Consider the following 15,399-nt stretch of genomic DNA (forward strand, 5'->3'; position numbering starts at 1 on the left):
TCGTCGCAGACCTTAAGGCTTGCGAAATAAAACTGGTCTTACCTGCTAAGACTGTAAAATTAAAGCAGGTAACTCAGCTAAAGACTCACAGACTACATCGGCATGTTGTTCTGTTGACTCGGCATAATTTTGCCCTGAACGAACTAAAACGCGGGTAGCGATATTGGCTCTCTCAGCGGCAATAAGGTCGCCAAGCTTATCACCAACCATAATACTTTGAGATGGATCGATTTGATGCTCATCAATGGCTTGTAAAAGCATACCTGGAGAAGGCTTACGACAATTACACTCTTGCAAATAGGCAGGTTCTGCTTTGCTTGGATGATGCGGACAAAAATAGACATCAAGAATAGCAACGCCATGGCGTAAAAACTCGCCTTTCATCCACTCAGTGAGGTTGTAAAAATCTTGCTCTGAATAATAACCACGGCCAATACCTGACTGATTAGTTACCACCACAATTTTATAGCCCGCATCAGTGAAGGCTTTGCACGCCTCAAATACACCGGGTACAAATTCAAACTCTTCTGGTTTGTATACATAGCCATGATCAATATTGACCACACCATCACGGTCTAAAAATAAAACTTTGCTCATTACAATTGCTCTTTATCTACCACGTGGTCAAACATCGAAATCACCTTTTCAATACTTATTTGCGCCATTAAATCAGCCCCTTTAACGCGTGTTCCCCAAGGTAGCTCTTGCGCCGTTTTGCCTGTTTGCTCACGTAAATTTTGGTGATAAACATCAACAACATAATCTTGATATAAATAAGGTCCTGTGCGTTTTGGGTTTGAGTGGGCATACAAACCAATAACAGGCGTTCCGACCGTTACGGCCATATGCGCAGGCCCAGTATCAGGAGCTAACACTAACGCCGCACGTTTCAAAACACATAACAGTTCTTTTAGTTGAGTTTTCCCTACTAAGTTAAGCACAGGTGCCGAACTCTGCGCGATAATTTGCTCGGCAAGTTCAATTTCTAAAGGGGTTGGGCCGCCAGTAATAACCACCGAAAAGCCTTGTTGATGAGCATATTCAGCAAGTGCAGCATAACGCTCAGGTAACCAATTACGCTCTTTTTTACTTGCCGCAGGCGAGATAACAAAAATACGCCCGGCTAAACGCTCATCGCCTAATAGCGCATCGGCTGCTTGTTGGTGCTGTGCAGTAATTGGCATTTGCCATTGAGGTTTGTAATCAGGGGTCCCTATTGCTTGAGCAAAACCTTTAAAGCCTTCTAATACATGCGCCTCTGATTGCGGGGCAATACGCTTATTAATAAACAAGCTATGTAACTCTTTTGAGCGCGCCCAATCAAACCCCACTTTGACTTTTGCCGGAATACAACGGGCTGCTAGATTCGCTCTTAGTGCTACTTGCATATGTAATAGCACATCAAATTTACGCCCCTTGAACGAATCTTTTAGTTGCTGATAAGCCTGCTTGCCCTGCTTTTTATCGAATACAACAAACTCAACACCTGGTAAATCAGCCAGTAACATGGCCTCAACTTTACCAATCACCCAGGTAATTTTTGCCTTCGGATGTGCCTTTTGAATCGCTTGCACTGCTGATACGGCATGACATACATCACCAATAGCCGAAAGCCTTAAAATACAAATATCTGAATAGGAGGTTGATTGAGTCACGTGCGTCCTTAGCTACAGCAAATAATATGCGATCTTAAATTAACTTGATGCTAATGCAAGCACTTATGCGAAAAGCTAAAAATACGGTAAGATAGCGCTAATTTTATTTAATCTTGAAGTTGTTATGTTTGAAACTCAGCATCTGCAAAACACCACCCTTTTGTGTCACCCGGCTTATAAAGATGAGCTCACGCCACAGTGGTTCGATGCCAATTATTGGCAACAGCAAGATAAAATCGTTGGTGCAAAAAAAGGCCGCGCGACAGCGTGGTTTTTTAAACATCAACAACTTACAGGCGTTCTGCGTCACTATTGGCGTGGTGGTTTAATAGGTAAGTTGCTGAGCGATCAGTACTTATATTTTGGTTTAAAGCAAACTCGTGTTTATAAAGAGTTTACACTGATGATTCGCTTAATTGAGCTTGGCCTAAATGTGCCTACACCTATTGCGGCAAAAGTGACCACTCGTGGCTTAATCTATCGCGGCGATATCATTACCGAAGCTGTAACTGGCGCAAAAAGCGTGTTAGATATTTTAATCACGCGCCCACTTAGCCAGTCTGAGCTAAAAGCGATAGCAGTCACCCTCAGCGAGTTTCACAATCATGGCGTCTATCACGCAGATTTAAACATCAATAACATACTGTTCGATGATACAGGTAAGGTGTTTATCATCGACTTTGACCGCGGTGAAATCAAACAACCGCACGCTAGCTGGCAAACAGAGAACATTAAGCGTCTTGCCCGCTCGTTTGCAAAAGAGCAAGGCCGTAATGAAGTGATGCATTGGCAACAAAGTGATTGGCAGTCACTGGTGTGTGACTACCAAGCATTGCTTAAGACTTAATTTTGCTAATTACGTTTGATGTTGAGCACCCATTAAGAAACTCAAGTACTTCGACTTTGCCGCCATGGCGTAATACATGCTCGGCACCGGCAATTTGGTCAACGGTGTAATCACCGCCTTTAACCAGTACATCAGGGCTAATTTGCTCAATAAGCTTAGCTGGCGTGTCATTTTCTTCAATGCTGCCAAATGGGATAACCCAATCAACAGACGCTAGCGCACTTAATACCATGGCGCGTTCATCCAACGGATTAATTGGTCTTTCTGGGCCTTTTAAACGAGAGATTGATTCGTCATTATTTAAGCCAACAACCAGTCTGTCTCCTCGTGCTTTTGCCTGAGCAAGGTAGCGCACATGGCCTGCGTGAAGAATGTCAAAACAGCCATTAGTGAACACTATTTTTTCACCATTTTGCTTAGCAAACTCAATGTGCTGAAGCACATCTTCAAACGGGGTTTGATAATGCTCGCCGGTTTGCTGTAAATATTGACCTAGCTTACGGCTCAACTCTTCTGGCGACACGGTTGCGGCACCCAGTTTACTCACCGCAATTCCGGCAGCAAGGTTGGCAATTTCAACTGCATCTTTTGCAGCCATACCCGCACCAAGCATCACTGCAAGCGTCGCGATTACAGTATCGCCTGCGCCAGTAACATCGCTAACTTCTAGCTGCTGGGCTGCAAAGTCATGTTTTTCTGCTTGGCTGATTAACGACATCCCCTGCTCTGAGCGCGTTAATAGCATCGCAGCGATGCCCGCTTCACTAATTAACTTACGAGCGCTGTCAGTCAAGCTTTGCTCAGAGTCCGTCAAACCACCAGCAAGCTTAAATTCGTTTAAGTTAGGGGTTATGTAATCGGCACCACGGTATAAGTTTAAATCAGATGATTTAGGATCAATAAGAACCGTTTTACCTGCTTTCTTTGCAACCTGAACCATTTGTTGAATTAAGCTCAGCGAGCCTTTGTTGTAATCAGAAAACAACACAAAATCGTAGTCATCTAAAACCAGCTCTAAACGGTTTAATAACAATTGGCTGTGTTGCTCAGTAAAGCTCTCTTCAAGGTCTAAACGAACAACTTGCTGATGACGGCTGATTACTCGCATTTTAGAAATAGTCGGTAAATCACAAACACTCACTAGTTGCGAATCAATTTTCTCTGAACTTAAAATTGTTTCGAGGATTTGCCCACTTTCATCTTCACCAACTAAACCGAGTAGGCCCACTTTACCATCTAAACGGGCAATATTTTTTGCGACGTTTGCTGCACCACCAGCTTTATCTTCAAATTTACTGACTTTAACAACAGGTACCGGGGCTTCAGGCGAAATACGTCCTGAATCGCCATGCCAGTACCTATCTAGCATGACATCACCAACGACCAAAATACGTGCCTTTGAAAGGCTTTTTAGTAACGCTAAATCCATTACTTTTGCTCCGCGACAACCATATCGATGGCTTCGCATAGCCAATGTCCGATGAACATATGCGCCTCTTGGATACGCGCTGTTTCATCATTTTTAATGATAATAGGTAGCTTAGCGATATCTTTTACCTTGCCACCATCTCGGCCCGTTAATGCGACTGTAAAGGCGCCAATTTCATTTGCCGCTGCCAGTGCAAGATTGATGTTAGGGCTAGTGCCTGAGGTGGTTAAGCCAATCACCAAATCTTCAGGTTTACATAACGCCTGCACTTGGCGCTCAAATACAGTATCAAAGTGATAGTCGTTACTGTGAGCGGTTAAAATTGAGGTGTCTGTTGTTAATGCGATAGAAGCCAGTGGACCGCGCTCCAATTTGTAACGTACGACAAACTCAGCAGCTAAATGCTGTGCATCAGCCGCACTACCGCCATTACCAAACCAAATAACCTTACCACCTGCTTGCAAAGCGCTGTGACAAGCTTCGAGTAGTTGCATTACTTCAGGGTGATAGGTTTCCATCGTTTCAAATAACATTTGATGACGATTTAAACTTTCGAGGTAGCTTGCCGCTACAGAATCAAGATTAGACATATAAATTCCTTAAAAAGTATTAACGGCTTTGCTTACCAAAAATAGGCAACAGATAACCAAGTATAGTTATCTCCAAATACATCTTCACCATAGGTAAGAGTTGTCTCTAATGTATGCTCGTCTATTTGACGAGTGTTACTTAGTTGAAGTTCAACGGCACGTTCATAAACACCAGTCGTTTGACCCCACTCATTTAAATAGTTACTTTCATTCTCTATCAATGTTAGCTTACTACGCCAGAATGAACGGTAGCTTTCACTATAAGTTAACTCCATGCTGTGCACTTGTGTAGGAGGCGCATCGGCGTAAACTCTCGCAACGCCATTGGCATGTAAGTCATTATATCGCTGATCAGCTGCATAGTGACCCGTTACAAAACCACCAACCGTATTACCATATGCAGGGTAAATTTCATTGACGTACCACAAGCTGTGCATATTGGTATATTCATACCTAAGCGACATCTCATTACTCAGCTTTGGTAAGAAGAAACCAAAATTACTAACAGTATTACCAAATTGGTAGTTCTTATGATTTTTTGTATCTTCACCACCGTATTCAAAGTAAAGCTCAATTGGCATTCCCCAATTAAAATTCACAGCACTGGTAATTGTTACGTATTGGTCACCTAACTCATTATCTTTACTACCAGTAAGGCCTAAGTTGTCATTACCTGCCGGGTCAAAAAATGCGTCCACCACATCACCAGCATCTACCTTACGTGGCCCACCGCCAAACTGCATCATACGATTGATACCAATTTTCCAACCCTCAAGAGGCTCAATACTAAAATGCGTTCCTGCAAGTTTTGGTGTACCACTATGAAGCTCACCTTGATAAAGAATACCATTATCAACATGTTCTAATTCTGAATAATACAATTCAAAATCAAAATTCCACCAATTATGGGCAGGCTTTACCATACCAATTGAAATAGAGGGTGCTGTTTTAGCGTTAGTAGAAATGATCTGCGCAGAATGCTTAAACGGCGAGAACCAATGTTCTTTATAACCCAGATTCAACTGTAAATCTTCACCAGCAAAACTGATAAACGAATTGTAATTTACAAACTTATTTGCTTTGGCTCGATAATCAACACCAACTTGTACTAACGTATAATCATTGGCACGCCAAATACCTTCAAAAAAGCCTTGTCCCCACTCATCAGAACTGAGTCCGCGTTGGTTAGCAATTTTCTTTGTATTATCTGTGTCTACTTGCAGTTTTACACCAACGCGAGTAACTGCATCATCACTTTGATATGGCTTTATTTTTGAACGAATCGCAGCAGCTAACCTTGGCTCTTGCTTTTCAAGCACCAAAAGTGCTTTCTCGACTTCTGCTAAACGGTAAGGCTTAGCCATAGGAGTGCCAATTGTTAGTGCAAACAAAGTATCTAATTGATGATCAAGCTGTGCATCCATACCCATTGGTAAATAAGCGGTTGGTGTTGCAAATAAAGGCATTGAGCAACTTAATAAGGCACCTATTACCGAGGCTTTTATCATTTTAAATTTCATAATTGCTTCGTTGATTTGTTAAGTAACCGAAATACTACCAAATATGCCAATAGTAAACACTTAAAACTCTCATTGATAACCGTTTTTAACATTTTATATTTAGATTGCGTATGTTCCACGCTATCATAACGTTTTACCCATTTAGGCTAAGCAATGGCGCGCATTTTATACTCTTTACTTTTATACCTACTAAGCCCACTGGTTGTTTTTTACCTGTATGTTTTACGTGGCAAAAAGAATAAGGGTTACCGTGAGCATTTTGCTGAGCGCTTTGGCTTTTCGAATTTGTCGCATCACGATGTTGTTTTCCATTGTGCCTCTGTAGGGGAAGTGTTAGCAGCAACGCCGCTTATTAAGGCCGTTCAATCAGAAAATCCAGCACTTACTATTTTAGTAACCTGTAATACCCCAACGGGTCGCGAGCAAATAAAGAATAACTTTAAAGATGCGGTTAGCTGCTGTTATTTACCGATTGATTTTTTCTTCGCTACGAATCGATTTTTAAAACGTATCCAGCCAAAGGTACTGTGTATTTTAGAAACTGAGCTTTGGCCAAACCTGATGGTGCAAAGCAACAACACCGGCACAAAAGTACTTGTTTTAAATGCCCGACTTTCAGCTAAATCACAGCAAGGCTACCAAAAGGTAATGCCTTTAACTAAGGTGATAATGCAGTCTATTAGTGACCTGGCCAGTCATAATCAAAATGATGCCAAACGTTTTATTGAACTTGGTTTAAAACCTGAAAAGGCACGCGTATTTGGCTCAATTAAATTTGATATCACGCCTACAGAAGAGCAATTAAATAAAGTCGCAGCACTAAAAAAACAGTATAACAATGAGCGCTTTATCTGGGTTGCAGGCTCCACTCACCCTGTTGAACATGAGCTTATTTTAACTGCTCATGAGAAGCTATTAAAAGCGTTACCCAACGCACTTTTGATTATTGCTCCACGTCACCCAGAGCAATTTGATAAAGTCGCTGAAGTTTTAAAAAGCTCAAATTTGAGCTTTAGTCGTCGCAGTGAAGATAACTATAACAACCAACAAGTTGTGTTAGCTGACACGTTAGGTGAGTTACAATGCTTATATGGTGTGGCAAACATCAGCTATGTTGGTGGTAGTTTAATCGAGCGAGGCGGCCATAATCCGTTAGAGTCAGCAGCGTTTTCTGTTGGCGTATTAGCAGGTCCTCATACCTATAACTTTGACCATATTTATCCTGAGCTGATTAGTGCTCAAGGAGCTAAAACCGTTACCGATGAAAATCACCTTGCTGACACACTTATCGCTTTGAGCACTGATCTACAAAAGACGATTAAGCTCGGTCAACAAGCTGCGAAATGCGTTGCTAACAATCAAGGCGCCATCAGTAAAACGGTTAATTTAATTGAGCATTACTTAGAAAAGTAAGATAGAAAAGTAAAATAGAATAGAGAAATAATGTGACTTCAAAGCAAGCGATGAATCGCCCAGAAATACAAATGCGCGAATGGGTATCAAGCGTAATCGTAAAATACAATTTCTGCCCGTTTGCCCGTAAAGAAGTTGAAAGCAATTGCATTCATTATCAAATCAGTCAGTCTATTACACTTGATGATGCAGTAATGGACATGCTCGAGCAATGTACCGAGTTAGACCAACAAGCTGAGCGCGAAACTACTTTGTTGATGTTTGAGCAAGGCTTTAAGGATTTTGAAGAGTTCTTAGATTTAGTCGATTTAGCCAATGCGCTTTTAGCTGCGCAAGGCTATGAAGGTAAGTATCAAATAGCCAACTTTCATCCTGACTATGTGTTTGCTGATAGCGATGACAGCGATGCTGCAAACTATACGAATCGTGCACCTTACCCAACACTGCATTTGATCCGTGAAGCCAGTATGAGCGAAGCGTTAGACAGCTACGATGAACCCGAATCGATCCCAGAGCACAACATTAAACTAGCAAGACGCAAAGGCATCGACTTTTGGCAGCAGCTGCTGCAAAACTGTATCGATAAGCGCTAACACCTACCGGCGTTTAATAGATAAAAAGCCAGCAATGCTGGCTTTTTATTTTTTATAGCTATTAAATTTAATGAGTTATTTTTTTACCCACTCACCGTTCACTTCAATGTAGTGACCCGGCTTAGTTTTTTCGATAGTTTTTGCCGCAGCAAGGGCTTCAACTTGCGCTAACGAAAGATTATTCTTTTTCGCAAGTTTTAAATATTGCTCTTTACGCTTTGCATTAATTTCATCAACGACCGCTTTTGCTTCGCTGTTATTAACCACTAAACCTAAATAGCCTGAGCTGTCTTCACCCACTAAGCCTTGGCTTTTTGCATCATCAAGGCTGATAGCCCAAGCAGAGAAAGATAAACAAACAGCACTGATCAAGGTGATCACATTTAGTTTTTTAAGTTGTAATTTACGCATGTGTGCTCCTTAGAATAATTCGCTGTCATCACTGAATAAGGTATCAAGTTCTTTATCCACTTTTACGCGGATCTCATGGTCAACTTTTACATTTAAGTTGATTGTAATCGGCTCTTTTGCTGCCACCTCAACACGGTGGGTACAGGCACTCAGCATGCCTACTGCCGTCAGCATTACTAACCACTTAGCCATCATTGCTTCCTTTTTTTGCATACTCTTTCTCAACTTTTTGAGTAATTTCATCACTTAAACGCAGCGCTCTAAGTAAAGTAAATACATTCTCTTCATGATTATAATTAAAGTTCACTGCTTGCTGCTGCGCTTCATTATAACCCTCTAAATTAACACCTAAATGCAACCATCCATCCGGTTTGAGGTTAACACTGCTACGTAGTTTTTTAATATCTAAATTCTCAAGTAAACTCAGCGTGGTACTCAGTTCCTGTTGCTGCGCTTTTACAGCGTCAAAACCCGCATTATTGGTGATCAGTAATTTACCATCACCTTGATTAACTAACTGCCCTTGCTTTACCTCAATGCCCTGTTTACTTATTACTACGGGTAAGGTGCCTGCTAAGCGCCCACTTAAGCTAATCCCTGATTCAGCATCAAGGGTGACCAATTTGCTGGCATCAATGTTTTCAAATTTAACAGTCGCTGTTTGGTTATCACTGAGTGGGCAGTACTTATTCACCACAAATGCCCCGCCCATAACCTGACCAGTTAGATTGGCTGCGCAAGGCTGATTAGCCGTTACCTGCAACTGACCTTGTATATTTTTGACCACGGCACCTGCGCGCAGTTCATTGAGTGTAAATTTAGTCGCTGCAATATTAAGCTGCCCTGAATTAAACGTGCCGTTCAAATTCACTGCAAAATCATTCGCTAGATAATCATTATAAAGCGCACTGAATTTACTTATTTGCACGCGCCCTTGTGCTTGTTGAAGATTTACATCCCCTTTTATAATGCCTGAAACGACCCCATCAGTGACGGTAGCAAGCGGCTCAAACTGAGCAATAATCGGGTTTAGTTTGGATACTGCCAGCTCTGGTATCACCAATTCAAATGGGTGAGCAACCTCAGACATATGATGACTAACAAGTGCTTCAAATCCATCTGCAAATACATGATGCGTTGCCTGCAAGGCGCGGCTTTGAAGAGCCTTTGAAACAACTGACAACTTATTTAAGGTGAGCTCTGCTGTTGATAATTTAGCGGCAGTGGTTTTGGCATCAATATCAGCAAATAACTCCCCCACACTGAGATCTGTACTAAGAGTAAGCTCATTGCTAATTTTTGCTGCGTTAATATCATCATAAGTTAATGATTTAACCTTGCTATTGGCTTTAACAACGAGGTGCTGCTGGGCATTATACTCAGCGTTAATTGCGCTGCTAAAATCAGCTATCTGTGCACCCGATATTAGGGCTTTTTTAACACTGATATTGGTATTCAGTTTAGCTGTCGGGCTAGTAAATAACTCATCGATATCTAGCTCTCCTTTAGCCCCAATCCCCTCAACCAGAGCGCCATCAGCCTGAAAATCTAAAAATGCAGGTAGTGAATCCAACGACAGTTGAAAATCAGCGCTAACGCTGCTTTCATGCAAATGCGCGTTGAGCTTAAGCTCATCTATATCTTTACTATTAAAATCAATGCTAACTTGGCTATTCAGTGATGTGAGCGGATCCAGCAAAGAAAGGGATGTATTACTGACTGTCACCTCACTTTGCCCTTCTATAGCTTGCAGCTTTATGATTGGGGCTGAAAGATTTTTACCTTCTACACTCACTGGTTTTTCAATGTGTAACTGCCAAGTAAGCGGTAACTGGGCTTCAATAAATGATTGATGCTGTTGATCTGCTATGGTGTTTAAGCAATATCGGTTTGCGCTAAGCTGATTTTGTAAAGCTGATAAATCCGCGTATAAGTGCTGTTGATTTAATTGATACTTAGCACTCAATTGTCCTTCAGTGTTAAAGCCTAGGTCGCACTGTTCTATTGCATGCTGATAACTTGCATTAATTGAGCTTTCAATTGCAACTGTAATTCCATCAAACTTAATCTGTGACTGAGTGGTAAAATGGCTGCTTGTTGGCAATGTTACGAACCGCTCAGCCACTTGCTCATCAAACGTGATGTTGGCTTTGACTTCATAATTAGATATTACAACGTCAGCATTGAGATCCCGTGAAATCGTAAAATGGTTTAAGCGCTTTTCTTGTATTGCCAACCTAACAGGGGTGTCGGTAAACGGTGAGACTACATCAAGCTGCTCAATGCTTATTAGCGGTCTTTGCTCGGGTAATACCAAGGCAAGCTTTTTAAATTCAGTTTGTGAAGCGTCTGGTTGTTGTTTATTTGCAAGGTCGCTAACGATGAGATTAGCGCGAGAAACCCTAACCTGTTGCTTGTTAGCAAGGATGCCAGCTAACTCTATTTGCAGCCCTTGATAAGTTAAGCATAATTTCTCGATATTTAAATCAAGCTGGCTGGTCAATGACCAATCAATGCAGTGAAGCTCAGCGCCATTTTTACTGAGCATAGGCGTTAAGTACCACGATGTCAGTGGTAGCCTGAACAGATACGCCAACAGCACCATGCTTAGCACGATACCTAGCAACCCTACGCTTACCCGCTTAAAACTCAAAAAACTCTCCTTGCCTTTGAACTTACACTTACTAGCACCATTATAAACAAAAAGGCTGCACTTAATAGTGCAGCCTTTTTAGTTTAAACGGTTTGTATGAACCTAGCTTGTATAGCTAGGTACATAACTAAGTTCTAGCCAACGTTTTTACGAGCGTTGCGGAACATACGCATCCATGGGCTATCTTCGCGCCACTCATCTGGGTGCCATGAGTTAGCAACCGTACGGAATACACGCTCTGGGTGCGGCATCATCACCGTTGCACGACCGTCAGTAGAAGTAATACCTGTGATACCTTCTGGTGAGCCGTTCGGGTTAGCTGGGTATTGCGTTGTTGGGTTACCGTAGTTATCAACAAACTTCACTGCCACAGTGCCTGACTCAAGCGCAGCTTTAACTGCATCAGCGTTTGCGAACTCAGCATGACCTTCACCATGTGAAACAGCGATAGGCATACGTGAACCAGCCATACCATTAAAGAATACCGATGGGTTTTCTTGTACTTCTACAAGGCTAAAGCGAGCTTCAAAACGCTCTGACTTATTCGTTACGAAACGTGGCCAGTGCTCAGTGCCCGGGATCAATTCTTTCAATGTTGAAAGCATTTGACAGCCATTACACACACCTAAGCTGAATGTATCTTCGCGGTGGAAGAAGCTTTGGAACTGCTCACGCGCCATCTCATTAAATAAGATTGACTTAGCCCAGCCTTCACCTGCGCCTAATACGTCACCGTAAGAGAAACCACCACATGCCACTAAGCCTTTAAATTGCTCAAGTGTTAAACGACCTTCAAGAATGTCGCTCATGTGCACGTCAACCGCAGCAAAGCCTGCACGGTTAAATGCCGCAGCCATTTCTAAGTGGGAATTAACACCTTGCTCACGTAGAATCGCCATTTTCGGTTTCGCACCAGTTGCAATGTAAGGCGCTGCAACATCTTCGTTTAAGTCAAAGTTTAGTTTTACATTAAGACCAGGGTCTTTGGCGTCAAACTTAGCATCAAACTCTTGCTTAGCACACTCAGGGTTATCACGACGTGCTTGCATTTGGTAAGTTGTTTCTGCCCAAATCGTACGAAGTTCAGTGCGCGTGTGGTTAAGAACCACATCATCACCACGAGTGAATACCACGCGGTCATCATCGTTTAGTGAACCAATTTCATGGCTGATAGCTGCTAAGCCGTGGTCTGCAAGAACAGCTTTCACTGCGTCTAAGTCAGCGTTTGCCACTTGGATAACCGCACCTAGCTCTTCATTGTAAAGCGCTTCGATGTCTGAACCTGTTAAGCCAGCAAGGTCAACTGTTACACCTGTGTGGCCAGCAAATGCCATTTCAGCGATAGTTGTGAATAAACCACCATCTGAACGGTCATGGTAAGCAAGTAACTTGTTATCAGCAACAAGAGCTTGCATTGCTTCATAGAAGCCTTTTAATAGTGCTGGGTTATCAACGTCAGGTGTTACATCACCTAGTTGCTTATAAACCTGTGCAAGGCTTGATGCGCCCATACGGTTTTGACCCGCACCTAAATCAACTAATAATAGTGATGACTCACCTTTATCAATACGTAGCTGTGGCGTTACTGTTTTACGCACATCTTCAACACGACCAAAGGCAGTAATGATCAGTGATAATGGCGCAGTAACCGATTTTTGCTCACCGTTTTCATCCCATTGAGTTTTCATCGACATAGAGTCTTTACCCACAGGAATAGTTAAACCAAGTGCTGGACAAAGTTCTTCACCTACTGCTTTAACAGCTTCGTAAAGACCTGCATCTTCGCCTGGGTGGCCTGCTGCAGCCATCCAGTTTGCAGATAGCTTGATATTTTCAAGGCCACCTATGTTCGCACACGCGATGTTCGTTAGTGACTCAGCCACAGCTAAACGAGCAGAAGCACCGTAGTTTAAAAGTGCAGCTGGTGTACGTTCACCTAATGACATTGCTTCACCGTGGTAAGTATCAAACGCAGCGGCTGTTACCGCACAGTTTGCTACTGGCACCTGCCAAGGACCTACCATTTGGTCACGCGCAACTAAACCCGTTACCGTACGGTCACCAATAGTGATTAAGAATGTTTTCTCAGCAATCGTTGGTAAGCGTAATAAGCGCTGTGCAGCATCTGCAGCATCAATATTAGCAACGTCTAATGGTTGAGATTGCGCTTTTTTCGATTCAACTTCACGGTGCATTTTTGGTGCTTTACCAAGTAAAACATCAAGCGGAAGATCAACTGGGTTGTTACCGAAGTGGCTATCTTCAACCGTTAAGTGACGCTCTTCTGTTGCTTCACCAATAACAGCGTATTCTGCACGCTCACGTTTACAGATTGCTTCGAAGCGCGCGAAGTCTTCTGCTGCAACAGCTAATACGTAACGCTCTTGAGATTCGTTACACCAAATTTCGTGTGGTGCCATACCCGGCTCATCGTTTGGAATGTCACGAAGTTGGAATTTACCACCACGACCACCGTCGTCTACAAGCTCAGGGAATGCGTTAGAAAGACCACCTGCACCCACATCGTGGATGAAAGCGATTGGGTTTGCATCACCTAGCTGCCAACATTTATCGATAACTTCCTGACAACGACGTTCCATTTCTGGGTTTTCACGCTGTACAGATGCAAAATCTAAGTCTTCGTTTGATTGACCTGATGTCATACTAGAGGCAGCACCACCACCAAGGCCGATGTTCATTGCCGGACCACCTAGTGCAATTAGCTTAGCACCTACAGGGATTTCACCTTTTTGAACATGCTCAGAACGAATGTTACCTAAACCACCTGCAAGCATGATTGGCTTGTGGTAACCACGTACTTCTTCACCGTTATGGCTTGATACTTTCTCTTCGTATGTACGGAAGTAACCAAGTAAGTTAGGACGACCAAATTCGTTATTGAATGCCGCGCCACCTAATGGACCTTCAGTCATAATATCAAGTGCATTAACGATACGACCAGGCTTACCAAAGTCTGTTTCCCATGGCTGCTCGTAGCCAGGAATACGTAGGTTAGATACTGTGAAGCCAACTAAACCAGCTTTAGGTTTAGAGCCGCGGCCTGTTGCACCTTCATCACGGATTTCACCACCAGAACCTGTTGATGCACCTGAGAATGGCGCAATTGCTGTTGGGTGGTTGTGAGTTTCAACTTTCATCAAGATTTCGATGTTTTCTTGATGGTAGGCGTACTCACCTTCAACATTAGGGAAGAAACGACCTGCTAACGAACCTTTCATTACCGCTGCGTTATCTTTATATGCAGATAGTACGTTTTCAGGGTTTTGCTCGTAAGTGTTTTTGATCATTTTGAACAATGATTTTGGCTGTTCGATGCCATCAATTGTCCAATCGGCGTTAAAGATTTTGTGGCGACAATGCTCAGAGTTTGCTTGCGCGAACATGAATAATTCAATGTCGTTCGGGTTACGCCCTAACTTTTGGAAGTTTTCTACCAAGTAATCAATTTCGTCATCTGCAAGCGCAAAACCTTGCTCAACGTTTGCTTTAGCAAGCGCTTCACGGCCACCACCTAAAATGTCAACTGATGACATTGGACGCGGCTCATCGTGACGGAATAATTTAGCTGCATCAGCCATATCCGTGTGCGTTGCTTCAGTCATGCGGTCATGTAATAACGCTGCAACTTCAGCTGTTTGCTCAGCTGATAAATTACCTTCTACGTAGTATGCAATACCACGCTCAACACGGTGAACTTGGCTTAAGCCACAGTTATGTGCGATGTCAGTTGCTTTTGATGCCCAAGGCGAGATAGTACCTGGACGCGGCGTTACAAGAATTAACGTGCCAGCAGGAGTATGCTCGGCAATTGTTGGACCATAAGTAAGCAGTTTTTCCAGCTTGGTTTGCTCATCAGCTGAAAGCTCGGCTGTAAGATCAGCAAAATGCATGAACTCAGCATAAACGTCAGTGACTGGAAGTTGTGCCTGTTGGCAACGCGCTAAAATTTTCTGAACTCTAAAATCGGAAAGTGCTGGTGCACCACGAAGGATCAACATAGGTATTTTCATCCGGGGTTAGGGATTGAACGATATTTTAGGCGCATATTATAGTGCAAATAACGTCTAGATTTAACTCAAAATTACGCTTTTATTTAAATAATCTTCATAACCGCTTTTATGGTTGCAACAATTAACTATCTTAGTCGTCTTTATTTCTCTGCAGGTACTTGTTCTGTATGACTTATCTACCAGCTGCCTTGTTATAGTTATTAATTTTTAAATAGATAACTAAAACTATTCGCCAAGTGACGTGGCTTAGAAGTTTT

12 protein-coding genes are annotated in these 15,399 nt (G+C 42.6%); 3 read left to right on the forward strand and 9 right to left on the reverse strand.

Annotated features, from left to right (window positions below):
- Positions 1–45: 45 nt before the first annotated feature.
- On the reverse strand, positions 46–597 hold the full coding sequence (gmhB, locus tag HUS61_RS11050) for a D-glycero-beta-D-manno-heptose 1,7-bisphosphate 7-phosphatase (RefSeq protein ID WP_175082447.1): 552 nt from the start codon (positions 595–597) through the stop codon (positions 46–48).
- Positions 597–1,655 carry a glycosyltransferase family 9 protein gene (locus HUS61_RS11055; RefSeq protein ID WP_175082448.1) on the reverse strand — a complete coding sequence of 353 codons (1,059 nt, stop codon included), beginning with the start codon at positions 1,653–1,655 and terminating at the stop codon, positions 597–599. Before HUS61_RS11055 ends, gmhB begins: the two co-directional genes overlap by 1 nt.
- Positions 1,656–1,779: 124 nt before the next feature.
- Here HUS61_RS11055 and HUS61_RS11060 point away from each other — a divergent pair, with 124 nt between their 5' ends.
- Positions 1,780–2,502 (forward strand): 3-deoxy-D-manno-octulosonic acid kinase, encoded by a 723-nt coding sequence (locus HUS61_RS11060; RefSeq protein ID WP_175082449.1) that lies wholly within the window; start codon positions 1,780–1,782, stop codon positions 2,500–2,502.
- Here the strand turns inward: HUS61_RS11060 and hldE are convergent.
- Genes hldE through HUS61_RS11075 form a run of 3 tightly spaced genes read right to left on the reverse strand, consistent with a single transcriptional unit; the run spans position 2,492 to position 6,041 of the window.
- Positions 2,492–3,931 (reverse strand): bifunctional D-glycero-beta-D-manno-heptose-7-phosphate kinase/D-glycero-beta-D-manno-heptose 1-phosphate adenylyltransferase HldE, encoded by a 1,440-nt coding sequence (hldE, locus tag HUS61_RS11065; protein ID WP_175082450.1) that lies wholly within the window; start codon positions 3,929–3,931, stop codon positions 2,492–2,494. The two genes, HUS61_RS11060 and hldE, sit on opposite strands and share 11 nt — an antisense overlap.
- Positions 3,931–4,521, reverse strand: a complete 591-nt coding sequence (locus HUS61_RS11070; RefSeq protein ID WP_054560969.1) for an SIS domain-containing protein — start codon at positions 4,519–4,521, stop codon at positions 3,931–3,933. Before HUS61_RS11070 ends, hldE begins: the two co-directional genes overlap by 1 nt.
- Positions 4,522–4,553: 32 nt before the next feature.
- Positions 4,554–6,041 (reverse strand): capsule assembly Wzi family protein, encoded by a 1,488-nt coding sequence (locus tag HUS61_RS11075; RefSeq protein WP_175082451.1) that lies wholly within the window; start codon positions 6,039–6,041, stop codon positions 4,554–4,556.
- Positions 6,042–6,194: 153 nt separating this feature from the next.
- Here HUS61_RS11075 and waaA point away from each other — a divergent pair, with 153 nt between their 5' ends.
- Both waaA and HUS61_RS11085 read left to right on the forward strand, forming a co-directional pair.
- Positions 6,195–7,454, forward strand: a complete 1,260-nt coding sequence (gene waaA, locus HUS61_RS11080; protein WP_175082452.1) for a lipid IV(A) 3-deoxy-D-manno-octulosonic acid transferase — start codon at positions 6,195–6,197, stop codon at positions 7,452–7,454.
- A 50-nt stretch (positions 7,455–7,504) separates the two neighbouring features.
- Positions 7,505–8,047, forward strand: a complete 543-nt coding sequence (locus HUS61_RS11085; protein ID WP_175082524.1) for a DUF1415 domain-containing protein — start codon at positions 7,505–7,507, stop codon at positions 8,045–8,047.
- Positions 8,048–8,122: 75 nt separating this feature from the next.
- Here the strand turns inward: HUS61_RS11085 and HUS61_RS11090 are convergent, their stop codons facing one another.
- The 4 genes from HUS61_RS11090 to purL form a co-directional block, all read right to left on the reverse strand.
- Complete coding sequence (locus tag HUS61_RS11090) at positions 8,123–8,458, reverse strand: YdbL family protein (RefSeq protein ID WP_054551056.1); 336 nt, start codon at positions 8,456–8,458, stop codon at positions 8,123–8,125.
- Positions 8,459–8,467: 9 nt separating this feature from the next.
- Entirely contained in the window at positions 8,468–8,650 is a 183-nt protein-coding gene (locus HUS61_RS11095) for a YnbE family lipoprotein (RefSeq protein ID WP_054551055.1), read from the reverse strand.
- Positions 8,643–11,111 carry a YdbH domain-containing protein gene (locus HUS61_RS11100; protein WP_175082453.1) on the reverse strand — a complete coding sequence of 823 codons (2,469 nt, stop codon included), beginning with the start codon at positions 11,109–11,111 and terminating at the stop codon, positions 8,643–8,645. The genes HUS61_RS11095 and HUS61_RS11100 overlap by 8 nt, the downstream gene beginning before the upstream one ends.
- A 134-nt stretch (positions 11,112–11,245) precedes the next feature.
- Complete coding sequence (gene purL, locus HUS61_RS11105) at positions 11,246–15,130, reverse strand: phosphoribosylformylglycinamidine synthase (RefSeq protein WP_175082454.1); 3,885 nt, start codon at positions 15,128–15,130, stop codon at positions 11,246–11,248.
- Positions 15,131–15,399 lie beyond the last annotated feature (269 nt).

Source organism: Pseudoalteromonas sp. 0802 (assembly GCF_013350085.1).
Taxonomy (GTDB): Bacteria; Pseudomonadota; Gammaproteobacteria; order Enterobacterales; family Alteromonadaceae; genus Pseudoalteromonas.

What these genes read in the sequence shown, in the direction of transcription:
- hldE (WP_175082450.1), bottom strand. Translation starts at nt 3,931, where the DNA reads ATGGATTTAGCGTTACTAAAAAGCCTTTCAAAGGCACGTATTTTGGTC.
- HUS61_RS11085 (WP_175082524.1), top strand. Translation starts at nt 7,505, where the DNA reads ATGAATCGCCCAGAAATACAAATGCGCGAATGGGTATCAAGCGTAATC.
- HUS61_RS11070 (WP_054560969.1), bottom strand. Translation starts at nt 4,521, where the DNA reads ATGTCTAATCTTGATTCTGTAGCGGCAAGCTACCTCGAAAGTTTAAAT.
- purL (WP_175082454.1), bottom strand. Translation starts at nt 15,130, where the DNA reads ATGTTGATCCTTCGTGGTGCACCAGCACTTTCCGATTTTAGAGTTCAG.
- gmhB (WP_175082447.1), bottom strand. Translation starts at nt 597, where the DNA reads ATGAGCAAAGTTTTATTTTTAGACCGTGATGGTGTGGTCAATATTGAT.
- HUS61_RS11075 (WP_175082451.1), bottom strand. Translation starts at nt 6,041, where the DNA reads ATGAAATTTAAAATGATAAAAGCCTCGGTAATAGGTGCCTTATTAAGT.
- HUS61_RS11090 (WP_054551056.1), bottom strand. Translation starts at nt 8,458, where the DNA reads ATGCGTAAATTACAACTTAAAAAACTAAATGTGATCACCTTGATCAGT.
- waaA (WP_175082452.1), top strand. Translation starts at nt 6,195, where the DNA reads ATGGCGCGCATTTTATACTCTTTACTTTTATACCTACTAAGCCCACTG.
- HUS61_RS11095 (WP_054551055.1), bottom strand. Translation starts at nt 8,650, where the DNA reads ATGGCTAAGTGGTTAGTAATGCTGACGGCAGTAGGCATGCTGAGTGCC.
- HUS61_RS11060 (WP_175082449.1), top strand. Translation starts at nt 1,780, where the DNA reads ATGTTTGAAACTCAGCATCTGCAAAACACCACCCTTTTGTGTCACCCG.